Here is a 23,088-nt window from a genome sequence, read left to right on the forward strand (position 1 = left end):
CATCATCGGAAGATCGGCGTGCAGCGCTGTTTTTTCGATTTATTCAATTCCTTCAGTTCAAACGTATTAAATCCCTCCTGCATTTTTTGATGGATTTCCTGAATGCTCTTCACATCCTCAAAGGAATATCTGCGGTTTCCTCCCTTCGTTCGCTCCGGAAATATGAGCTTGCGTTCCTCGTAATACCGGATTTGCCTTTCCGTCAATCCGGTCAGTTCGCAAACAACCCCAATACTCATCACCTTACTCTCCATGCTCTTTACCTCCTATGTAAGTATTGTTAACCCTGAGCTTTTGTTAATGGCTTGGGATTAAAACCAAAGAAGATAAAACGGTAATAATTTGGGTGGGTTCATTCCTTTTTGGAAGGATTTATGACATGATTTTATGAAAAAGAAAGTGAAAAAGCAATCATTTTTCAAAAAATAAAAAAATGTGTGAGGAATTCTAACAAGGTTTAAGTCAAACTTTGTTTTCTCTGCTAAGATCGGCTCATGAATCCAATCCAATCCCAAACTAGCGAAGGAGTGAACGAGGGTGGCTACAAAAGAACAACCAAAAGAGATGACCCGGAGACAATTTCTGACGACCGTTGGCAAGGTGGGCGGATCTGTCGCCGTCTTCAGCTTGATGGGTACGATGGGGCTCCTTACGCCGGAAACGTTGAAAGCCGCGGAATATACTCCACCCGGAAAGAATGATCTGCATCTCAGCGGCCGGGGCGGCAAGAAGATTGTTATTCTCGGCGCAGGGATCGCGGGCCTGACGGCAGCGTATGAGCTTGGTCTGGCAGGTTACGACTGCACGATATTGGAGGCAAAAAGCTTTGCCGGCGGGCGTAACTGGACGATCCGCAAAGGAACCTCCGTGTCGGAGATCGGATCCGGCCGTCAGACTTCCCGTTTTGATAACGGACTGTATTTCAATGCAGGCCCGATGCGGATTCCGCAGTTTCACGTCACGCTGGATTATTGCAAGAAGTTTGGCGTAGCCATCGAGCCCTTCAACAACGTGAACGAGAGCGGCTATTACTATAACGAGAACGTGGGGGCTTTGTCCGGACAGCGTGTCCCCAAGCGTGCAGCCAAAGCCGACGTACGCGGTTACGTGGCCGAGATGCTGGCCAAAGCCGTGAATCAAAATGCGCTGGATCTGCCGCTGACGGCGGAAGAGAAGCTGAAGCTGGTGGATTATCTGAAGGCCGAAGGAGATCTGAATCCGGACCTGTTCTACAAGGGATCCGAGCGCGGCGGGTATAAGGATGAACCGGGAAGCCGCCTGGATGCCGGCGTGCTCCGCGATCCGTTCGATTTAAAGGCTATCATCAATTCCGGTTTCGGCAAATATTTCAGCAACGAATACGGTTACGACCAGCAGATGATGATGTTTCACCCCATAGGCGGCATGGACGCCATCGTCAAGGCATTCGAGAAACGGGTAGGCAGCCGGATCAAGTACCGGGCCGAGGTGAAGGAAATTCGCCAGTCCTCCTCCGGCGTGCGGATTGTGTATGCGGACGGCCATTCCGGCAGAGACCAGGAAGTCCGCGGCGATTACTGCATCTGTACCATACCGCTGACGGTATTGAAGAAGATCCCGGCCGACTTCTCGCCGGAGATGTCCAAAGCCATCGGCAGCGTGGGCTACGCCTCCGCAGGTAAAATCGGTTTGCAGTTCAAGCGCCGTTTCTGGGAAGAAGACGAGTATCTGTACGGCGGCAGCAGCTTGACGAATATGGATATTACGCAAATCTACTATCCGCCGACAGACTATTTCGGGAAGAAGGGGATCCTGCTCGGCTATTATGCGTACGGGGGCATCGCCGATAAACTCGGCGGCATGTCGTATGCCGAGCGCGAGAAACTGGCATTGACGCAGGGGGCCAAGATCCATCCGCAGTATCCGAAGGAGTTCGAGGCCTCCTTCTCGATCGACTGGAAGAAGACCAAATACCAGGAGGGTGGCTGGGTATCCTATTCCGCCAATGATAGGAAAACCTACTACCCGACCCTCTGCAAGCCGGATAACCGCATTTACCTGGCAGGGGAGCATATCAGCTACATTACGGCCTGGCAGGCAGGCGCCATCGAGTCCGCCCGCGAGGTCGTAACCGATATTCATCAACGCGTTATGAAAGCATAATCGAGAAGGGAGCCATAAACCATGAAAAATAAACTGAAGACGTTCCTGGCACTCGCCATGCTGTTCGGTGCCGTAAGCGTAACCGCATATGCCGATGGTGCTTCTGCCCATAAGAAGCCGGCCAAAGCTTTGCCGGCCCCTAAATTTTACGGTAGTCCTACATCCTCGATCTCCAGCGGGGTAGTCGTGCCGGAGGGTTCCTCTTATCTCTATACGAGCGGGACGGTTCCGCCAATGTTGAACAAAGACGGCAAAACGGTTTATGAACGCTATGGCGATACGAAAACCCAGGGGATCGGCATCCTGAAGGAAATCGAGAAGCAGCTGAAGGAGCAGGGATTGACGATGAAGGATGTCGTCTATTTGAGAGTATACCTGACCCCGGATGCAGCAAAGAACGGCACCTTTGATTATACCGGCTGGTTTGACGCATACGCCCAATTCTTTAATACGAAGGAGAATCCGATTAAGCCTGCGCGTTCCACCGTGGGAGTCGCCGGTCTTGTCAATGCCGATTGGTTGATCGAGATTGAGGCCGTAGCCGTGTACCCGAATAAGGATAAGAAGAAGTAAGTTGTTCTTGTTTCGAGAAGCGGGCGGACCCAATAGCCGCTGGCTTTCAAAATGGACGGTCACCATCACATATTAAAGGAGTTGGGTTCTATGTTCCAAAATGTCGGCTTTGTCGGATTGATGATGATCTTGATAGTCGTGCTCATTCTGTTCGGCCCTTCCAAACTGCCTGAGCTTGGCCGGGCGGTGGGCCGCACATTGTCCGAATTCAAAGCCTCCGCCAGAGAGCTGGTTGGCGAGGATAAAGAGGAGGAGAAGGATAAGGAGAGGGAAAGGGAGGGAGCCGTCATCAAACTGAAAGGCTGATAGGGAAGTTTAATTTCTGCCTTATGCTATGAAAATGGATATCACTGTACAATCCAAGCTGCTGCCACGGATGATTGAAGTCCATGGCGGCAGCTTTTTGCATGCGGCACTTTGAGGTATGGTTCGAGAGCGGAACGCCCCGTTGTCATCGTTTGCCAGGATTCAGAGAAACTCCTGACGGGTATACACAAGTACAGGCAATGATACAATTCATCATCCATTACGCTAAGAGGAGCTGATATTTATGGATAGCAACGTATTTAAAGGGAAATGGAAGCAGATGAAGGGTGAAGCGAAGAAGCAATGGGGCAAATTGACGGATGACGATCTTGATGTGATCGACGGCGAGAAAGATAAATTGGTTGGCAAGCTGCAGGAACGCTACGGGCATACGAAGGACGCGGCGGAGCGCGAATATACGGATTGGAGTGCAAGATACCGCGACTAGTCCACAAGACGATAAGGGAGGCAGTACGAATCATGTTGGAATCCCGTGTTGTGACCGGCAAGGTGATCGATATTCGTGACGGCAAGGTGTTTACCTTACACGGAGACATGGTCAGCACCTATCATTTGGGATACTATGAGATGACGAACGAGGAGATTCTCCCTGTCACGGACAGTCAGCAGGCGGCAGCGCCCGCCGCGGGCTTCATGGCGGAAGAATCTTCCGAGTCCTCCGGCTGGCTCGGCAGGGAATGGAAACCGCTGGCCAGTTTCATAACCGCATGGAGAAAGAGTGCAAATCGAGCCTGATTTGCGCTCTTTTTTTGACTTTTTAAGCCTGTCTGTCCAGGTAATATGCAATGAGAAATTCATGTGAGTTTTATATTTCAAAAGTCATATTGACTTGGGTCCGATGCGGTGTAGAATGAGGTCAAAAGGAAGTTTGATCAGCCCATTTGAAGACATCGAAGGAGTGTATCAACATCAAGGCTGTCCAGGTTATTCACAAGCCGCGCAAACAGGTTTCGCATCAACGCAAACATTTGATGACGGCCACATGGGAAGGGGTTCCGGCGATCATTTTGCAGACGCTGCTGGGCGGTCCCTTCTTGACAGGATACTTATTGTACTTAGGCGCGGAATCCAGTGAGGTTGGTTTTGTTCTGGCCGTCACCACGCTGTTCAACGTGCTTCAGATTCTGGTTGCGTACCTGATCCAGCGCTTGCAGTACCGCAAGAAAGCAATGATTGTGTTTACCTTTATGCACCGCATGTTGTGGGGGGCTACGGGCCTGATCCCGTTTATTTTTCCGGAACGATGGTGGGTTCCGGTGTTTATGATCCTTTATATGGGCGCCTTTATTGCCAATACCGTATCCGGCATGCTGTGGACCTCGCTGATTAGCGACATGGTGCCGGCCAAAGTGCGGGGACGTTATTTCGGCATACGCAATACCATCCTGAATGCGCTCGGAGCCCTGACCCTGTTTGTTGGCGGGATCATCCTGGACCGTTACCCCGGCGGCGGGGGCTTCCTGATTCTGTTTATGATTTCTTGGATTGCCATCGCTGCGAACTTATCCATGTTCTTCTTGTATCCTGATCCTCCCTTCGAGCATTCGAGCGAGCGTCAGTTTAGGGCGATGATCCGCAAGCCGCTGTCGGATACCACGTTTATCAAATCTACACTGTTTCTGGCTGGCTGGCTCTTTCTGCAGACGTTGATTGTTCCGCTCTACTCGTACGCCATGCTGGACGTTCTGCATATTTCGTATTCGATCGTATCCATCATGACCGTTGCGCAGACCGTGATCATGATGATCGGCTTCTACGTATGGGGGAATTTGAATGCGCGTTTCAGCAACAGAACCTTGCTCTATTGGACATTGCCGCTGATTGCGGGGTCGTGCTTGACATGGGGCTTGCTGTCCGTCCTGCCCGTGATCCCGGTGCTGCTGTTATCGCATATGCTGCTTGGTGCCGGCGTAGGCGGCTTTAACCAGCTTGCCTTTAACTTCATGATCGGAGATACGCCGAAAAGCGAACGGCCGATGTTCATTGCCGTATACTCCTCCATCACGGGGTTTGCCTCTTTTCTCGGACCCATGCTGGGCGGTCTCATATTCAAAGGGATTGCACATGCGCCCGACTGGGTCTCCCGATATGGTTTTCAAACAGCGGTGGGCGTGTTGATGGTGTTGATTGCTTTGACGGTGGGACGGAGAGTGCTTCGTACCGCTTAGAAGAACGGCAGGCAGCCGATGTCTTTCATGTCATGGATATTTCATATGATGAACGAAAAGGAGGGGTTTCGTTGGGAATGGTTGCACTCGTAGTCGGGGCCACGGGGCTTGTGGGGCGTTCGGTGACCGACGAGCTGCTGAGCCGCGGGGAGCTTGATGAGGTGCGCGTGCTGGTGCGAAGACTCCCGGAGATCACGCATCCCAAGCTGCTGCCCATCCTGGTGGAGTGGGATCAGCTGGAACGATACGGCGACGCTTTTTCCGGCGTCCATAGCGTGTATTGCTGTCTGGGGACCACAATCAGGAAAGCGGGGTCCCAGCAGCAGTTCCGTAAAGTGGATGTGGACTATGTCATCAAGACGGCAGAGCTGGCCAAGCAGAACGGAGTGAGGCAATTTATGGCGGTCAGCTCCGTAGGCGCCAATCCGAAGGTTCGTAATTTCTATCTTCGCACCAAGGGAGAGGTTGAAGAACGATTGGCCGGAATCGGTTTCCGAGGACTGCATCTGTTCAGACCGTCGTTATTGCTGGGGGATAGGCCCGAACGGCGGTTTGGGGAGCGGGCGGCTTCGCTTCTAATGACTTCCCTCGACTTTGCATTCAGGGGTCCGAAGCTTGCCCCATACCGGGCCATTCCGGCGCAGAAGGTCGCCAGGTCCATGGTGAACATCGGTCTAACGGATATGAAAGGCCATCATGTATACACCAATGAAGTGATGCATGTTCTAGGCGAGGCCGCTGATTAAATTTGCCAGAGAACCCGCGGCGGATTACAATGTACACATATAGGAATACATAGAAAGGGTGATATATCATGAGTAAACATATCATATCGACCGACAAAGCCCCGGGAGCCATCGGACCATACAGCCAAGCTGTAGAAATCAACGGATTCGTATATACTTCAGGCCAGCTGGGATTGAATCCGGAAACAGGAGAATTCGGTGAAGGGGTCCAGGAACAAGCGAAGCTTTCGCTCAGCAATGTCAAGGCAATCCTTGAAGCTGCCGGGACAAGCCTGGATCAAGTGGTTAAAACCACGGTATTCCTGAAGGATATGAACGATTTCGCGGCGGTGAACGAAGTGTACGGCAGTTTCTTCTCCGAGCCGTATCCTGCGCGCAGTGCCGTGGAGGTTGCTCGTCTGCCGAAGGACGGATTGGTAGAGATCGAGGTTATAGCCGTTAAGAATTAAACGATATGAACGTAAAAGGAGCTTTGCCTGCGTCGGCAAAGCTCCTTTTGCTTGTTCTAAATCCTTTCGATGAAAATTCTGAAGAACGAGCCGATGAATCCGCGCTTTAATACCGGGATCGTCTCCGATTGCGCGTGAAGAAGAGCCATACGGCAAATACAAACAAGATGATCGAGAGCACGAAGGCGGTCATTAAAATACTGTCGGTCTCCCGATGCTCGGCGGCGATGGCGATGTAAGCCCAGGTGAAGACCAGCGGCACGATGCCGTCCCGGTATCGCAGTCCGATCAGGATGGCGAGTAAAGCGCCTACGCAGAGCAGGGCGATACCCAAAGCGGACTCGCGCAGCCCGAAGAGGCTCCAGCCATTCTTTTGGAACACGATCCCGACATTAACGATAAAGGCAGGGCACACCCAGCCGATATATAGGCTGAACGGCAGCTTCAGGCAGAATCTCTCGCCGGGCGTCGGATAGTCTATCGCATGCGTGCGCACATATAGAACCCATAGGGTCAGCAGCAGCAATAACATCACAACGACAGACCATTCAATATACAAATAGTGCCATAGTACAAGCCATGCCATATTGAATACGCAGCTGAGAATAAACCATGGACCGATGGATTTGACGGAATCCCGGTTTCCGGAGTCGCGGCGCAGCTGGTAGATGACAAAAAAGAGCAGCAGCACATAGATGACGGACCATATGGAAAAGGCATACCCTGCGGGAGTGATCGCCGTATAATACATATCCGATATCTCCCCGGTCGTTCTGCCGCCCAGCGGCAGCATGCCCGATAACACGTTCACGGTGATAACCCCGAGGAAGAACAGCAGATTCCACCAGCGGTACGGGTTCGTGCGGTACATACAATCTCCTCCTGATATCAGTCTGGACTATATAGAATATACCCAAAAGAATGGATAACGAGCCAGCAGCCAAAAGAAAGGGGGGGGTATAGTTTCCTTAATTCATATGCTTCTTGCGATATTCGTTCGGCGTGAAACCCTCCATCTTCTTGAACACTTTGCTAAAATATTTCTCGTCCTGGTAACCGACCATCTCCGCGATCTGGGCAATCCGAATTTGGGGATTGAGCAGCAGCGTTTTGGCTTTCTCGATTCGAATCCGACCGAGGAAATCCGATAACGTCACGCCGAATTCCTGCTTGAATTTACGGGAAATGTACTCCCTGCTAAGAAAGAACTTGCCTGCGATCTGCTGCAGCGAAATCTCATCATGATAGTGCTGCTCCAAATATTGGGCTATGTCATGAATGATGTGATTGTCCTTCGAATGGATCTGGGTAAGGACCCGGGATGCCGCATAGAGCCTTCCGCTGATCTGTTCGCGCCAGCGGTCCCAGCAAATCATGCCATCCTCGCTGTAAGGGAGGGCGGAGGGAAGGTCCTGCGAAATTTCAGCGTCCTCAACGGGCTCCTGCGTGCTTTTCACTTCATTTTCCGTCCAATGATACTGGATCCAGTCCCATTCCGAATTCCACCTCATCAGATGCTCGGGAGAAACAAGATCCCTCTCGCGAACCTCCTGCAGCCACTCTGCCGTGGCCGCCTCGATGCGCTCCTTGCTCCCGCTGAGCGCGGCCAGCTTGAATTCCTCCTCGTAGGAGGAGAGCCGCAAGGTGCGCGAGCCCTCGCTTTCGACGGCGCGCTCACGATGGATGTGGCACTTGCCGGTCAATAGATTACGGCTGCACAGCGCTTGGACTGCAGTCGAATAAGCCTTGGGCAGATCTTGGGGAAAAGCGCCCGCTTCGGCGGCGCCGAAATGGCTCCGCCTGCGAAGGGTGGAGAAGAACCCGTCATTGATTCGATCCAGCAGGTCGTTAAAGGGAAGACGTGGATTCCAACAGAGCAGGATGATTTCTCCGGGCTTGTCGATATGCCGGAAGGCTATTCCGCGATCCTTCAACAGCTCATTACAAATGTTGATGAGGGTGAAGGACAGCAGATGCCGCCTATTGCGGAATTTGGACAGCAAAGCTTCGTCAAATTGATCGTCGCGGAGCACGGCAACGTTGCAAGCCATGCCGGTTTCGGGCAGCGTCATCCGTTTCCGCAATTGAGAGACGACGCTTTCCCTGCTGCCGTAGCCGTTCACGAGATCCGAGAGCAGGCGGTCCATATAGAATGGGGTCATCTGATTCATTTCAATATTTTGATTGGTCATATGCCGCCGTTTCTCTTCCTCAAGCCGCCAGGTTTCAACCGCTTTGGCCAGCGCCTCGTTCAAGCTGTCCGGATCCACGGGCTTGAGAATATAATCGATGCCTCCCGAACGGATGGTATGGCGCACATATTCAAAATCATCGTATCCGCTGATGACAAGCACTTTAATATCCGGTTTCGTGGCATGCAGCCAGGTCAGCAGCTCAAGTCCGTTTTTGCGGGGCATCCGCATGTCGGTCAGGACAATCTGCGGTTTCTTCTCCTCGATTAGCCTTACCGCTTCCTCGCCGTCGGCGGCCTGGTCGATCTCCGTTATGCCATGCCGTTCCCAGTCTGCCAGAAGCCCTATAGCTTCCCGAACGTGCTGTTCGTCATCTACGATCAATACTCTCATTCTAGTGTTCACTCTCCCGTGGTTTAATATCGAGCGTAACCTTGACGCCGTGGGGCTCTGCATTCTCTATGGTTAATTCAGCATGATTGTTGGAGTACAGGTTCAACCGCATGTATACGTTCAACAGCCCGATAGAATCTTCGCCGGCATCGTTTCGGTCAGGGTGATGAAAGGCCGTCTCAAGTTTGCCGCGGATCGAGGCGAGCTCCGCCTCCTCGATGGAAGCCCCGTTATTCTCAATGACAACGATCAAGCGGCCATCCTCCGCGATGCGGGTGGAGATGGAGATGCGGCCGACGCCGGCGTGCGTGTTCATGCCATGCTTGAAATAATTCTCAACGATCGGCTGCAGGATCATCTTCGGAACCGGGGTCGTGAGGCTTTCCGGATCCACATCCCAGATGATTTCCAGCTGATCGCGGAACCGCTGTTTCTGCAGCTCAAGGTACAGCCGCACATGGTTGATCTCATCCTGAAGCGTCACTTTGCCCTCGCTGTTGCGCATATTGTAGCGCATCATATTCGCCAGCGAAGAGAGCAGGGAATAGATCCTCGGCACGTTGTGCTGCAGGGCCAAGGTGCCGATGGACTGGAGCGTATTGTATAGAAAATGCGGATCGATCTGGGCCTGTAGCGCCTTCAGTTGGTTGGTTTTATTGGCGATTTCCAACCGGTACTCGCGCAGGATCAGGTTGTTGATGGTATCCATCATCGTTCGGAAGCGTCGGGACAGAATTCCGATCTCATCCGGGCTTGTCACGTCAATATTCACGTCGAGCCGCCCGGTTTTCACCTGATTCATATAGGTTGTGAGCTGTTTAATGGGTTTTGTGATTCGAATCGATATCCATAATGTGCCGAATATGACAATGAATAGCGCTAAAATCGCAATAATCGCGTTAATGCTCGTTAATTCCGTCGAATGTTTGTACAGCGTTTGGTGCGGAATTTGCTTGACGAGCGTCCAGGGTGCGTAAGGCAAATCGAGCTTCTCATAGACAATCATCGCATCCTCGCCGTCATAATATCCTCTTTCCGCTTGAGCGATGACGTCCATAAGCTCAGGATCGTCCAGTGCTTGACCTCTCTGCTGCGGATCCGGACCGTATATGATGCTGCCGCTGCTATCAATCAAGTATAGCGCCTCTTCCCCTTTAGCATACAGCTGATCGCATATGGCCAAGATACTGTCGAGTTTCACGTCAATGGCCATGAGGGCATATTGGTCCGGCGCAGGCACGTTGGTGATGGATCGGTAGAAGGTGATCACCTCAAAATCCAGGATGTCCGCGGGCCGCGGAGGGAACCCGTAACTATGCACCTGATGGACGGGCTCGATGGCTGTATTGCCTTCGCCGAACTCTTCTATTTTGCGGTACGGAGCCTGCCGGAATTCCCTTCTTGGCAGATTGCTGGATATCTGGGTGGATTGTCCCGTCAATTGATTGTGCAGATAAATCTGGTGAACGTCCTGCGTGCCCGTTTGGATGGCCTGCAAGGTTGCATACAGCTCGGCTACGACCCGGTGGTTATCGGGATCCAGGGCAAGGTTGCGCAAAAAATGGGGATCCGAATAAACGGACAGCGACGCGCGGTCGATGCCGCGCAGATAGTTCATCAGATTGGTCGCTCCTTGATAGATCAGCCGCACATTTTCGTTCACCGTCTGCTCCTTCACGGACTCCCGCGTATGCGTAAACGTGATGATTAACGAGAGCAGGAGCGGGATGGTCGTGACGGCGAGCATGAACGTGATCAGCCGGGTCTGGATGCTGCGATATTTCATGAAGGATCACCTCGGAATTATCGAATGGGCATAAGCGCGTATGGTCAATATTTTACACCTAACGGTTCATGATTCTCCGTGTTTATTGTTTACAGGTTACCGCATAATAGCTGTACATCATACAACAACTTAACGAAAAGGGGAGATCAAGGGATGAATCGAAAAAAATCTTCGGCGCTGCTGCAGCAGTTTCTTTTCGTGGGGCCCTCCACCATATTTTTCATCCTCATCATGATCATTCCGTTCCTCCTGGGTCTTTATTATTCCTTCACGAACTGGAATGGCGTGTCAAGCAAAATCGATTTTGTCGGCTTTGATAATTTTGTTACCATCTTTACCAACGATGATAAATTCCGGGATGCTTTCTGGTTTACGACCCGGTTTACGGTGCTTGGCGTCATCCTTACGAATCTTCTAGGATTTATTCTGGCGTACTTTCTGACGAAGCCTTTGAAGACACGAAACGTGCTGCGGACGATCTTCTTCATGCCAAACGTCATCGGCGGCCTGCTGCTCGGTTTCATCTGGCAGTTTATCTTTGTGAAAGGGTTTGCGGCGATCGGCAATGCCACGAACCTCGGATTCTTTAACCTGCCTTGGCTCGGCACGAAGGGAACTGCCTTTTGGGCAATTGTAATCGTTTTTGTATGGCAGACGGCGGGGTACCTGATGGTCATCTATATCTCCTCGCTTAACAATGTGCCAAAGGATATTCTGGAGGCTGCCGAAATCGACGGGGCGAGCAGGGGGCAGGTACTGCGGTCCATTATCATCCCGCTTGTCATGCCGGCGGTTACGGTATGTTTGTTCCTGGCGATCTCCTGGTCATTCAAAATGTTCGACCTGAACCTATCCCTGACCAAAGGCGGCCCGTTCGGCTCGACCGAGTCGGTGGCCATGAATATTTACAACGAGGCCTATACGAATAACCGTCTCGGACTCGGAACGGCGAAGGCGGTCATATTCTTCATCGTGGTTGCCATCATAACAAGCCTGCAAGTTCGATTCACGAAGAGCAAGGAGGTTGAAGCCTAATGGAGACTACAAGAAAATACCGGCTGAACACCATGGCCACCGAGATCATCATGGTCATCGTGGCATTGCTCTTCCTAGTCCCGTTCTACTTCCTGTTCGTGAACTCCGTCAAAACCTTCGGCGAGCTGTTAACCGATTCGGCGGGGCTTCCGACTACGTTCGAATGGAGCAACTATTCACGGGCGTGGGACATTACCAACTTCCCGCAGGCGTTCTGGAATTCGCTGGTCGTTACGGTGGCGAGCAACTTGCTGCTGGCGATGTTAAGCGCCATGACCGCTTACCAGATGGTTCGCCGCAACACGCGTTTTAACCAGATCATGTTTGCGCTGTTTGTGGCGGCGATGGTCATTCCATTCCAATCGATCATGATTCCGCTCGTGAAAGTGACGGCAACGCTCGGCATTAACAACAGCTTGTACGGACTGATTATCTGTTACCTGGGCTTCGGGGTTCCGCTGAGCGTATTCCTGTTCCATGGCTTCGTGAAATCGATCCCGATGGAGATCGAGGAAGCCGCGACCGTGGATGGCTCCAGCGGGTACGGCGTATTCTTCCGGGTGGTTTTCCCGCTGATGAAGCCGATGTTCGTGACGGTGATCATCCTGAACACCTTGTGGATATGGAATGACTACCTGCTGCCGTCCCTGATTCTGCAGTCTGCCGAGCTTCGGACGATTCCAATTGCTACTTTTGCCTTTTTTGGGCAGTATACCAAGCAGTGGGACTTGGCCCTCCCGGCGCTGGTGCTGGGGATCATGCCGGTCATTCTGTTCTTCCTGGCCATGCAGAAGTACATCATTGAGGGAATTACGCAAGGAGCGGTGAAGGGATAACCGCCAAACGGTCAATTCCTTCCCCCTCAAAGATCAATATAATACCTGATCTAACGAAAATAGGTTGATTATACTGAAAAAGTAAACGCTATCAACGCATGCTGGACACGATGTTATAGAAGAAAAGGGAGGTTTTACAATGAAGAAATACGGTAAGCTGCTCCTGGTCATGGTTTTGGCTTTCTCCACGCTGCTTGCAGCCTGCGGCGGCAACAACGAGGACGGCCAAGGTGCTGAAGGCGGTGCCGAGGGCGGAACGAAAACGATTAAGATTTTTCAATTTAAAGTCGAAATCGCCGAGGCTTTGAACAAACTGAAGGCCGAGTACGAAAAAGAGCATCCCGGCATCAAGCTGGATATTCAAACGGTTGGCGGCGGCTCCGATTACGGTGCGGCGCTGAAGGCGAAATTCGCTTCCGGCGATGAGCCCGACATTTTTAACGTCGGCGGATACCGCGATCTGGAGACATGGTTTGAGAATGTCGAGGATCTCTCGGACCAGCCATGGGTGAAGGACGTTGTTGACGTTGCCAAAGAACCCATGACAAAAGACGGTAAACTGTACGGACAACCGATGACCATCGAAGGTTACGGATTCATTTATAACAAAGACTTGTTTGAGCAAGCGGGAATCACCGAACTCCCTAAGACACTCACGGAGCTTGAGGAAGCTGCCAAAAAGCTGCAAGCGGCTGGGATTACGCCATTCGTGAACGGATACCAGGAAACCTGGATTTTGGCCAACCACTTGCTGAACATTCCGTTCGCCCATCAGGAAGATCCCGATGCATTCGTCAAAGGAATGAATGAAGGCACGGAGAAGCTGGTTGGCAACGCGAAGTTCGATGAATGGATGAGACTGTTCGACCTCACCGTCCAATACGGCCAGAAGAACCCGCTGACGACGGATTACAACACGGAAATCACGACCTTTGCCAGCGGTGAAGCGGCCATGACCCAGAACGGGAACTGGACGCAGGTGCAGATCGACGGCATCAACCCGGACTTGAACATCGGCCTTCTGCCGATGCCGATCAATGACAACGCCGAAGAGAACGACAAGCTTCCGGTCGGCGTGCCGAACAACTGGGTCGTGAACAACAAATCGAAGGTGAAGGACGAAGCCAAGGAATTCCTGAACTGGCTCGTCACTTCCGAGACCGGTAAACGCTACATTACGGAAGAGTTCAAATTCATCCCGGCACTGACCAGCATCGAGGCGAACAGCGAGACGCTTGGCGATCTGGGGAACGATGTCATGAAGTACAGCCAAGAGAACAAAGCGCTCAGCTGGGAATTCAACAAATTCCCGGACGGCGGCATGAATGAATTCGGCAGCCAGATGCAGGGTTATGTGGCTGGCAACGTGGACAAAACCCAATTGTTCGAAGGCATTCAGAAATCATGGGACAGCTTAAAGGCGAAGTAATCGCGAGGTCGGCACGATTGCCATCCGAATGATTATGGACGTCAAAAAAGACGGTGCAGGACGAACCTGCACCGTCTTTTTGTTGTGGAGGCTAATAATTATTGCGAATCAGCAGGTAAATAATAAGACCTACCACAGGGAAGAACAATAAACCCAGCACAACAAGAATCGCGAACTCGGGACTGCGCCCTTTCCGCCGGGCATCGTTATAACCCCATACGCAGACGGCAATGTGAAGAAGAAAGAAGAACAATCCCAGCAATAAAGCCGCAATCCCGAAAATACCAAAGCCTATAAAACCCATAAATGCAAGACCTCCCGAACTCTTAATGTATGATCTACATACGCCGGATCAGCGGAAGGGTCGCATAAAAAATGCAGGCTTCGAAAATTTGGGCGGCAAGAATCAACGGGAGACTGCATAAGAACAAGGATTTTTCATTACTCTATATAATAGAAGAATTCGCTATGCAATACATAGATCATAACGAAATAGTAAAAACATGGTATGATAAAGGTTGACGTTATTTTGGCACTGGCCATAATCCGTATCGTTTTGAAATTAGGTTGCTATCGTATAAGATAGTAATAATATCTATAAAGCAGGAAAAGACGGGAGACAACGATGAATCAACCGCTCTATGGCGTATGGTTAGGTGACGTATTCTTTTGTTTTTCCGGTGAGGTTTCGGAGCCCCGAGTGGATGCATGGAGCAGAGTGGTCCGAACCTTTCGCAAACCGGATGGAACCCGTCCCTTCGCTAACGCTTCCCTCCGGCTTGCCGAGCTCAGATATCCGGCCAAAGTCCTCGGATCGAAAAGCGCGCGGCGTCCGGAACGGAAGACGCTTGGCGGACGGACGATGGAAGGGCTTGCGCTGACACCGGGAGACGCATTCTCCATGCTGGTTTCGCTCGATCCCGAGCATACCCAAGCTCAGGGTTTGGCCATCGGCGAAGAAATGGAATATTGGGTGCAAGCGAGCAGATTCGCATTGGAGCTGTTATTGCAGGGGAAGTTTGCACCAGGGACGGCGGAGGTACCTTCCGCCGGAAGGCGCAAAACGTCGATGCACACGATAAAAGCGGTATGGAAACCGCAGCTGAATACCGAGGATACGGCCCGTTTTCTGCAGCTGGCGGCGAATATTCCTCCTATTGCCATCGGGACGCCTGCAGCGCTTGCCGGAACCGATCCTTCCACGCGGGAGGAAGCGGGGGCGATCGTGCTGTATTCTTTCCTGTGCGGCGTGATCGACAGTCAAGCCAGGGCTGCCGTCCGCGAATCGGAGGACAAGCTGAAGGCCTATCTGGCGAACTACCGGCGGGGACAATCCCCGCTTACCGAGCTGTGGTGGAACAGTCTGTTGACGGTCAGTCGGGATATTCCCATTCAAGGAACGGTGGAGGAAGTGGGCGAGCTTGAGGAAGCCGTAGAACGGGTTGGGGGGACCGTGTTCCCTTACGCCGGCGGGGAGGATCAGCCTCCTGAGAACGGAACCCTTGCCCTTGGGCTGCGGCTCGAACCGCCGCTGGAAGAGAGCCGGAAGGACTGGAAGGTAACCTTCTGGGCACGAAGCCAGGAGGATGAAGGCTTATTGATGCCGGTCCGGAGCGTATGGGGAAGTCCGGAATCCGATCAGCTGCTGCGCGGACGGATGTATGCTGGGGCCCAGCTACAGCTGCTCATGAGGCTGGGAGAAGCCGCGGCGCTGGCTCCCGAACTGTCGGAAGGCTTGTACGGGCGCGCTCCGGAGAGCGTCACCCTGCCGCTTGAGCGGTTGTCGACGTTCATGAAGGAATCGGTTCCGAGATTAACGGCGAGCGGCGTTACGGTTCAAATGCCGTCCCGCTGGAGCAGGGAAGGACGCCGCCGCGTCGGCTTATCCCTCAAAATGATGCCGGATGCAAGATCGTCAGGCGAAGCACAGTCGACGCCGGTGCTCGGAATGGAGCATCTGGTGAGCTTCCAAATATCCGCCGCGATGGGCGGCCATACCCTGACGCGCGAGGAATTGAAATTTTTGGCCGAACAGAATCTGCCTTACGTCCAGTTCCGCGGGGAATGGGTTGAGGTGGATTTGAAGGAGATCAATCAGGTGCTGCGCTTCATGAAACGCCACGAGAAGGGCGAGATGGAGCTGGCCGAATGGATGAACCTGAGCGCCGAAATGGATGGAGAGCGCCTGTGGAAGGGGCTCTTCATCGAAGAAGTGGAGACAACGGGCCTGCTGTCCTCCCTGCTGGACGGGGAAACGGTGCGCAAGCTGCCGTCCCGCCCGATCCCTTCCTCGCTTCACGGAGAGTTGAGACCGTATCAGGAACGGGGATATCAGTGGCTAAGCGTGATGCGCGATTTGGGATTTGGCGTTTGCCTTGCAGACGATATGGGGCTTGGAAAAACGGTGCAGGTCATCACTTGCCTGCTGGAGCGCCTCAATACCGAAGCCGCGGGAGACCCAGTGCTGATCATTTGCCCGACCTCGCTTCTGGGTAACTGGCAGCGGGAGATTCAGCGATTTGCGCCGGATCTGACCTTGCATGTGCACCACGGCGTCCGTCGTCTGCGCGGAGACGATTTCCTGCAGGAGGCGGCCGATCATGATATCGTGCTGACGACGTATCACTTGGCCGGAAGAGACGGCGGGGACTTATCCGCGATCCAGTGGTCGAGCGTGGTGCTCGATGAAGCCCAGTATATTAAAAATTATCGTACGAAGCAGGCGCAGAGCGTCATGAAATTATCCGCGCCGCACCGCATTGCGATGACGGGGACGCCGGTGGAGAACCGTCTGGCGGAGCTGTGGTCGATCTTCCATTTTCTCAATCCGGGATATCTCGGATCGTTTAACAGCTTCCGTCAGCGCTATGCGCCGGGTGAAGGGCAGCAGGAGAGATTCCGGGAGCTTCACAAGCTGGTTTCTCCATTCATGCTGCGCAGACTCAAGAGCGATCCGGACATCCGCAAGGATCTGCCGGAGAAGCTGGAACTGAAATCGTATTGTCCGCTGACCGAGGTTCAAGGCGCGATGTATCAAGCCGTCGTCGACGAGATGATGGGACAGATCGAGAGTCGGACGGGCATGGCGCGCAAGGGGCTTGTGCTTTCATCCCTCACCAAGCTGAAGCAGATATGCGATCATCCGCAGCTGCTTCGACGCGACGATGGACGCGCTGTGCGTCCCGAGTCCTCCGGGAAGATGGAGCGCATGCTCGAAATTCTGGACAGCATCGCGGATGTGGGAGAATCGGCGCTGATCTTTACCCAGTATGTGGGCATGGGCGAGCTGTTGGTGAGCATGCTTGGACGTAAATACGGAAAACAGCCGTATTTCCTTCATGGAGGGGTGCAAAAACGCGAACGGGATGAGATGGTACGGGCGTTCCAGGCAGGCGAGGGGACGGAGTTCTTTGTCCTGTCGTTGAAAGCCGGGGGCGTAGGCCTGAATTTGACCCGTGCGAACCATGTGCTCCATTATGACCGATGGTGGAACCCGGCGGTCGAGAATCAGGCGACGGACCGCGTATTCCGGATCGGGCAGAACCGCAACGTTCAGGTGCACAAGCTGATTTCCCAGGGAACGCTGGAGGAGAGGATCGACGAGCTGATCGAACAGAAGAAGGCGTTGTCCGAGCAGGTGGTCGGGTCGGGCGAAACCTGGCTGACGGAGATGTCGGACGGCGAGCTCCGCCAGCTGATCGAGCTTCAGGAGCAGGATTGGATGTAACCGAAAATGCCGGTCCGCGGATGGCATCATGCCTACCAGGCGTACCGGTACGCGAATGGAATGTAAGGAGGTGCGGGCTATGGAAACTGCGGGATTAGGCGAAGGGCTCAGACTCGAGATCGAACCGGGATGGTTGAAGGGAAAAGCGGACGGAGACATCGAATCTTCGGAGACTTATGAGGTCAGCGTGCAGGTGGAGAAATGGGATCCTGCCGCCCGCGAGGCGGTTCTGGCTTATCTGGAGGAAGACCCGCAGGCGCTGTACCGCCTGCTTGCAGGTCAGGGCGCCCCTTGGCTGGATGAACTGGCGCCATCCCCCCTGCGGGGCGGAGAGCTTGCCGCCGAAGCGCGCTGCACATGCGGCCGAGCGGCTTGCGGGCATGCCGCAGCCTTGTTGGCTGCCGCAGCCCGGCGCCTGGCGGCAGAGCCGCTCCAGCTGCTGACGCTGCTGGGGCTGCCGCGGGAAGCGCTGCTGGCCGGCGTCTTCGACGCCTGGGCCAAAGCAGCCCCGCCGCCGGCAGGCGGCTCCGCCGCGGAGTCGGCCGCCCGCGCGAAGGAGAAGGGACCGTCCGGTCCTTCTCCGGGCGAATGGGTGGCCGAAGCGGCGGCCGAGGGCCGCTTGCACCGGCCCGGCCCGCAGCTTAGCGAGCTGGCGGTGCAGCTGTCGCCGCCGCCTCCGGCGGATCAGCTCGGCCCGGCGGGCGACTGGACAGGCTTGCTGCCGGGCGTTCGCGGCGCGTCCAAAGCGCTTGCCCTGATCGCTCGCGGGGCGGCCAAGCAAGCGGACCAGAAGCGCCGCAGCTTGGAGCCGCCTTCGCCATAGCTTGGACATCCATTGCAGAATGGTATGGAATTCGATAAGAGCAGCGCCGTAAATCGAGGCAAGCTGCCGAATACCTGACGTAAACGGTGTAAATCCGTCATGATTCGTCAGCGGCTCGTTTGTCCTGTTTATTCCGAATAAGGTACAATGGGGGCAGGACAAACTGTGGGAAAGGAAGTAGCAGAGATGAATGCATTTTCGGGAAGAGGAATCCGGTTTACAAGCGTAATGCTGTCATCCCTGCTGTTAGCAGGGGCCATTCTGGCGGGATGCCAATCCGACGATGCCGGCTCCGGCAAGGAACAGGGGCAGGAATTGCAGTCGCCGGCCGAGGGCCAGGAAGGCAGCACGCTTCCTGAAGGCGGATCGGAGAACGGGGAAACGGGGGCTGAGAATCAGCCGGCGGATCCGGTCATGGCAAAGCGCAGCGAGAATGCACTCCAGGCCACCATCCAGGAGAGCGGGGGCAAGCAGGTCGTGACCAATGCGGAGGCCGTGACGGTAGTCGTGAACAAGCAGCGCAGCTTGCCGGACGGTTATGAGCCGAGCGATCTTGTAGAGCCGGATGTTCCGTTTTCTTTTGATGAGCCGCACGAGAAACGGCACCTGAGACAAGAAGCGGCGGACGCGCTCGAGGAATTGTTCGACGCGGCCAAAGCGGACGGCATCGAGCTTCGGGCCGTATCGGGATACCGTTCTTATGCCCGCCAAAAAACCATATATGAGAACAATGTTCGTACCAAGGGGGAAGCCGAGGCTAACCGCGTAAGCGCTGTGCCGGGTACGAGCGAGCATCAAACCGGCCTGACCATCGACGTATCCAGCCCTAGCGCGGGCAATGCGCTGGAGGAAACGTTCGGCCATACGGAGGAAGGACAGTGGCTGGCGAGCCGCGCGCCGGAATTCGGCTTTATCATTCGTTATCCGGAAGGGGCCGAGGATATTACCGGCTATGTATACGAGCCTTGGCATATCCGTTACGTAGGAAAGGATTTGGCACCGGATATCGCCGACAGCGGCCTGACGCTGGAGGAGTATTTCGACGAAGCGAACATTAAACTGTAAGCTGTGCTAATAGTCGTAGGATAAACGGGACTTTTTATCCTTGTACCGCGGCTTGCGAATCTATAAAGTAGAACAGGACCTGCGCAAGACCGGGCGATGTTCTAGTTATACAAAGGAATCCCGGAGCGGCTCGCTCCGGGATTCCTTTGTTTTTGGACTGAAGCATTCGGATTACTTATTCAGCGGCGAGTCTTCATAACCGGGATCATCGTAGCCGGTATCGTTCAGCTTGCCGATGATGTTCATATCCTCGATGGTTTTGCGGGTGCGTTCATCCCCATGTTCATGGAGAAAGGTGTAAAGATTAATCGTCCGTTCATCGTATTCCTCGGCGGCATCGTCATGATCTGCCGATTTATATGGGACGAACGTCCGTTTAAAAGCATACCGGTCGCTGCTGCTGACCTCATGGAGCAGCCCCCTCAGCTTCGAGACCTCTTCATCATCCATATATACGACATATTCGTTCGTATCGTTCGGTACATCCTGGATCAGGTTGTGATTGACTGAAACATAATACGTCTTTTTATCGTTTGTCATGATAAATCCCTCCAGACTTCGGCAGCTCAAGGCTGCACGGAATAGGATACGGGGTTTAAACCGGCCGCCGCCCCTTACTGTGCATTTTTCTAATCATATACACGTTCGGGGGCCGGATGAATCAGAAGCGAAGTTGGAAGGGGCTTCCTTTTTCACATGGGGCAAGGAATTTGGTATGATAGAATCACCATGACGGCAGTATACTGGACGATGAGGATCATATCATGACACATGAGCAAATCTGCGAACTGCAAAGAAACATGGGGCAGCCGGTTTATGGCTGGCTATAAATCGTTTATAACCTTGATGAAGAGATATGACAATGTGCCGGCGGACCGCCGGTGAATCGGGATATGAGAAAGAGGAGGATTCATAAATGAAGATTTTACAGAAACTCAAGGATGGAGCTAACCGCGCAACGGAAAAGGCGCAGCACGTGGTCGAAGTGAATAAGCTCAACAGCCAAATTTCCGAAATCGAACAGCAGAAGAACTCGTATTACCTGCAGATGGGTAAAGTATTCTATGAGGGCTACCGTCAGCAGGATATGTCGATTGCGGAAAAGGAGATGGTCGAGCTCGCGCAAACCTGCGATGGATTGCAGGAGCAAATCGAAGCGATACGGAACCGCATCGCGGTGCTCAAGAATGAACGGGTCTGCGAATGCGGACGCGTGGTCGCGCTGGACGCGAATTTCTGCCCGTATTGCGGAAACAAGCTTGCCAATTTGATTGACCCTGAGGAGTCAGCGCCGGAAGAGCCGCGGGAGCCCGAGCGCAAGAGCATGTTCGATAAACGCGAATATGCGGCGGCTGAAGAAATCCAGGAGGAACAGGACGATGTCCAGACCTATGATTATCGTCCGAATCCGGATCCGTACGAGCCCGACCTCTATGATCCTGAACCGGAACGCCAGCGCGAGGAGATCATCGAGCGGTCGTCTGAACCGGAGGTTGATCCTGAACGGCTGCGCCTCGAGCAGGAGGAGCAGGAGAGGGAACGCCGCCATTGGGAAGAGCTTGAGCGCGAGCGGGAGAGACAGCTGGAGCTGGACCGCCGCATTCGTTTCTGGCAGGAAAATAATCAAAGTCAAGACTACGTCGGAGACGATGAAGCGACCCGCGACATGGTGAAATGCCAAATTTGCAGCGTCGACCTGCCGAAAGGCTCGAAATGGTGTCCGCGCTGCGGAGCTGAACAGATTTAAGAGATAGGGATTCGGACGATCATGCCCTTGCGCGATGAATAAAGGACAGTGTGAATGATAGAGCAAGCGTTCGAGCATCTATGGGAGGACTAATATTATGGAACAATTGCTGCATCATTTGCGCAATTTGGGATTTACGGAAATTGAGTCGAAGATTATGGTGGACCTTGCCGAGCATGGGCCTGCAGGCGGGTATGAGGTAGCTAAACGTTTGGGCGCTTCGCGTTCCAACGTCTATGCGGCTATGCAGCGTCTGGAGCGGCAGGGAGCGCTTGAGCGAATGGACGGGGAACCTGTCCGTTACCGTTCGCTCAAGCCGGAGGAATTGACGCGGATGATATCCGGGCGCGTGGAGGCATCCCTCGCTTTTGTTGAGAAGAGCCTGCCGCGGAGCAGCGGCACGGCCGCTCCCTTCCTTAGCATGGAGGGGGATCAGGCGGTGCTTGATGTGCTTGTACGGGAACTGAAGCGGGCGAAACGGGAGATCGTCGTTGACGTCTGGCGCGAGGAAGCGTCGCTGCTCCGTGAGCCGCTGGCGGAAGCGGAGGCAAGAGGAGTGAAAGTGCTGTGGGCTTGCGACGGTCCGGATCAGGGACTCTCAAGAACTTTGGCGTGGCCTGGGTGGAGCGACCTTGCGGAGCGAAGGGCCGGTGGCCGGAAGTTCTCGTTTGTCGTCGATCGGCAATGGTGCATCTTAGGGATGCGCGGCGGGGACTATGATACGGGAGCGGTCATCACGGAGCATCCGGTCATGGCAGAGCTGCTCTTGCATCATTTTACCCAGGAGATGGTATTGTTCCAGTTGGAACAGGACATGGGCGAGCAGCTGGAAGCGCGTTACGGAGAACACTTTGGCCTGATTCAAAGCGAGTATCTTAATGCGGAGCCGGAGACTGAAGAGCAGGAAGAGCAGGAAGACCTGGCTGCGTCATCGATAACCCGCCCGCTGGCGGGTCATGAAGGCGATCCCGAAGAAGTGAACGGGGACTCCAATCGTAATACGGCCTAGGGGCACGTTGTAGATCATTGCCTTTCCGGAAGTGACTTTTGTCACAGTTAAGCATCATGTTTCATCGTAGAATGGAATAGACATAATGATTAGGAACGCCGGGATTCATCTTGGCGTTTATTTGCTTAAGACCGGCAACCCGCGTGAATGAAGGCCGAGATGGCAGGAGAACATGAATGAGACGGGTGTGAACGGATAACATAACAACCAAGAAGGGAGATGGATGAGCATGGAATGCATCGTTCATTTTACAGTCGGACATAAAGAAGGCCCCAAGAAGCTGCGGGGATTGATTTTTGTTGATAAGGGAGAGACTCCTACAGGTGAGCAGCTGCTCGATATGTTTCATGAAATGGAGTACCGGGTGGTGCCTGACCCGCATGATGAACTTCTCTTTAAACCGGAGAACGGCGCCGAAAGCTATACGTATATACGCGTGAATGAATTGGATATGGGGCAGGAGCGATATACGGAAGACCGTAATTTGAAGGCGCTGCTGAACGAGCTGCTGCCGAAACAACGCACGGGTTTGTAACGGCTTCTTGATGCTATTAGAACCATGCGAAGATCATAAGCCCTCCGCCTTCCGCCAACGTCCGCTGGGATTTGTAAAATCCGCTTGCTATAATGGATGTACGGAA

General features: G+C 53.6%; 23 protein-coding genes. 17 read left to right on the top strand and 6 right to left on the bottom strand.

Translation table 11 applies throughout. The features are described 5' to 3' along the window. Positions 1–2: 2 nt before the first annotated feature. Positions 3–254, bottom strand: a complete 252-nt coding sequence (locus GYMC10_RS03515) for a MerR family transcriptional regulator (RefSeq protein ID WP_012818886.1) — start codon at positions 252–254, stop codon at positions 3–5. Positions 255–537: 283 nt separating this feature from the next. On the opposite strand from GYMC10_RS03515, the gene GYMC10_RS03520 reads away from it, so the two are divergent. From GYMC10_RS03520 to GYMC10_RS03555, 8 genes are all read left to right on the top strand, one after another. Then, positions 538–2,142, top strand: a complete 1,605-nt coding sequence (locus GYMC10_RS03520; RefSeq protein WP_012818887.1) for a flavin monoamine oxidase family protein — start codon at positions 538–540, stop codon at positions 2,140–2,142. Between the two features lie 21 nt (positions 2,143–2,163). Then, positions 2,164–2,715, top strand: coding sequence for a RidA family protein (locus GYMC10_RS03525; protein ID WP_012818888.1), 552 nt, complete (start codon positions 2,164–2,166; stop codon positions 2,713–2,715). Between the two features lie 90 nt (positions 2,716–2,805). Then, entirely contained in the window at positions 2,806–3,021 is a 216-nt protein-coding gene (locus GYMC10_RS03530; RefSeq protein WP_012818889.1) for a twin-arginine translocase TatA/TatE family subunit, read from the top strand. Positions 3,022–3,265: 244 nt separating this feature from the next. Next, entirely contained in the window at positions 3,266–3,469 is a 204-nt protein-coding gene (locus tag GYMC10_RS03535) for a CsbD family protein (protein WP_009593042.1), read from the top strand. A 32-nt stretch (positions 3,470–3,501) separates the two neighbouring features. After that, positions 3,502–3,777 (top strand): hypothetical protein, encoded by a 276-nt coding sequence (locus GYMC10_RS03540; RefSeq protein ID WP_012818890.1) that lies wholly within the window; start codon positions 3,502–3,504, stop codon positions 3,775–3,777. Between the two features lie 146 nt (positions 3,778–3,923). Further along, positions 3,924–5,210, top strand: coding sequence for an MFS transporter (locus GYMC10_RS03545; RefSeq protein ID WP_012818891.1), 1,287 nt, complete (start codon positions 3,924–3,926; stop codon positions 5,208–5,210). Positions 5,211–5,281: 71 nt separating this feature from the next. Continuing rightward, positions 5,282–5,956, top strand: a complete 675-nt coding sequence (locus GYMC10_RS03550) for an NAD(P)H-binding protein (protein WP_012818892.1) — start codon at positions 5,282–5,284, stop codon at positions 5,954–5,956. 68 nt (positions 5,957–6,024) lie between these two features. Next, positions 6,025–6,405 carry a RidA family protein gene (locus GYMC10_RS03555; RefSeq protein WP_009593048.1) on the top strand — a complete coding sequence of 127 codons (381 nt, stop codon included), beginning with the start codon at positions 6,025–6,027 and terminating at the stop codon, positions 6,403–6,405. Positions 6,406–6,511: 106 nt separating this feature from the next. On the opposite strand, the gene GYMC10_RS03560 is transcribed toward GYMC10_RS03555, so the two are convergent. From GYMC10_RS03560 to GYMC10_RS03570, 3 genes are all read right to left on the bottom strand, one after another. After that, the gene (locus GYMC10_RS03560) at positions 6,512–7,276 is read right to left on the bottom strand and encodes a tryptophan-rich sensory protein (RefSeq protein ID WP_012818893.1); all 765 of its coding nucleotides are present in this window, start codon (positions 7,274–7,276) and stop codon (positions 6,512–6,514) included. Between the two features lie 97 nt (positions 7,277–7,373). After that, a complete protein-coding gene (locus GYMC10_RS03565) occupies positions 7,374–8,990 on the bottom strand; it encodes a response regulator (protein WP_012818894.1) in 1,617 nt (538 codons plus the stop codon). A 1-nt stretch (position 8,991) separates the two neighbouring features. Further along, positions 8,992–10,776, bottom strand: coding sequence for a histidine kinase (locus tag GYMC10_RS03570; RefSeq protein WP_012818895.1), 1,785 nt, complete (start codon positions 10,774–10,776; stop codon positions 8,992–8,994). Positions 10,777–10,929: 153 nt separating this feature from the next. Between GYMC10_RS03570 and GYMC10_RS03575 the strand changes: the two genes are divergently transcribed. The 3 genes from GYMC10_RS03575 (at position 10,930) to GYMC10_RS03585 (ending at position 14,076) form a co-directional block, all read left to right on the top strand. Then, positions 10,930–11,811 (top strand): carbohydrate ABC transporter permease, encoded by an 882-nt coding sequence (locus GYMC10_RS03575; protein WP_009593034.1) that lies wholly within the window; start codon positions 10,930–10,932, stop codon positions 11,809–11,811. Beyond that, complete coding sequence (locus tag GYMC10_RS03580; RefSeq protein ID WP_012818896.1) at positions 11,811–12,647, top strand: carbohydrate ABC transporter permease; 837 nt, start codon at positions 11,811–11,813, stop codon at positions 12,645–12,647. The genes GYMC10_RS03575 and GYMC10_RS03580 overlap by 1 nt, the downstream gene beginning before the upstream one ends. 139 nt (positions 12,648–12,786) lie before the next feature. Beyond that, entirely contained in the window at positions 12,787–14,076 is a 1,290-nt protein-coding gene (locus GYMC10_RS03585; RefSeq protein WP_012818897.1) for an ABC transporter substrate-binding protein, read from the top strand. A gap of 91 nt (positions 14,077–14,167) precedes the next feature. Here the strand turns inward: GYMC10_RS03585 and GYMC10_RS03590 are convergent, their stop codons facing one another. After that, positions 14,168–14,380, bottom strand: a complete 213-nt coding sequence (locus GYMC10_RS03590) for a PLDc N-terminal domain-containing protein (RefSeq protein ID WP_012818898.1) — start codon at positions 14,378–14,380, stop codon at positions 14,168–14,170. Between the two features lie 321 nt (positions 14,381–14,701). Between GYMC10_RS03590 and GYMC10_RS03595 the strand changes: the two genes are divergently transcribed. The 3 genes from GYMC10_RS03595 (at position 14,702) to GYMC10_RS03605 (ending at position 19,691) form a co-directional block, all read left to right on the top strand. Then, positions 14,702–17,803: a DEAD/DEAH box helicase gene (locus GYMC10_RS03595; protein ID WP_012818899.1), complete on the top strand. Its 3,102-nt coding sequence runs from the start codon at positions 14,702–14,704 to the stop codon at positions 17,801–17,803. 79 nt (positions 17,804–17,882) lie between these two features. After that, entirely contained in the window at positions 17,883–18,626 is a 744-nt protein-coding gene (locus GYMC10_RS03600) for a hypothetical protein (protein WP_012818900.1), read from the top strand. Between the two features lie 186 nt (positions 18,627–18,812). Next, entirely contained in the window at positions 18,813–19,691 is an 879-nt protein-coding gene (locus tag GYMC10_RS03605; protein WP_036664536.1) for a D-alanyl-D-alanine carboxypeptidase family protein, read from the top strand. Positions 19,692–19,862: 171 nt separating this feature from the next. On the opposite strand, the gene GYMC10_RS03610 is transcribed toward GYMC10_RS03605, so the two are convergent. Continuing rightward, positions 19,863–20,231: a hypothetical protein gene (locus GYMC10_RS03610; protein ID WP_012818902.1), complete on the bottom strand. Its 369-nt coding sequence runs from the start codon at positions 20,229–20,231 to the stop codon at positions 19,863–19,865. 376 nt (positions 20,232–20,607) lie between these two features. On the opposite strand from GYMC10_RS03610, the gene GYMC10_RS03615 reads away from it, so the two are divergent. From GYMC10_RS03615 to GYMC10_RS03625, 3 genes are all read left to right on the top strand, one after another. Next, positions 20,608–21,438, top strand: coding sequence for a zinc ribbon domain-containing protein (locus tag GYMC10_RS03615; RefSeq protein ID WP_012818903.1), 831 nt, complete (start codon positions 20,608–20,610; stop codon positions 21,436–21,438). A gap of 97 nt (positions 21,439–21,535) precedes the next feature. Further along, entirely contained in the window at positions 21,536–22,447 is a 912-nt protein-coding gene (locus GYMC10_RS03620; RefSeq protein WP_012818904.1) for a TrmB family transcriptional regulator, read from the top strand. Positions 22,448–22,670: 223 nt separating this feature from the next. After that, complete coding sequence (locus GYMC10_RS03625) at positions 22,671–22,982, top strand: hypothetical protein (protein ID WP_009593441.1); 312 nt, start codon at positions 22,671–22,673, stop codon at positions 22,980–22,982. Positions 22,983–23,088: the final 106 nt, after the last annotated feature.

The organism is Paenibacillus sp. Y412MC10 (assembly GCF_000024685.1).
In the GTDB taxonomy this organism is placed as follows: Bacteria; Bacillota; Bacilli; order Paenibacillales; family Paenibacillaceae; genus Paenibacillus_AQ; species Paenibacillus_AQ lautus_A.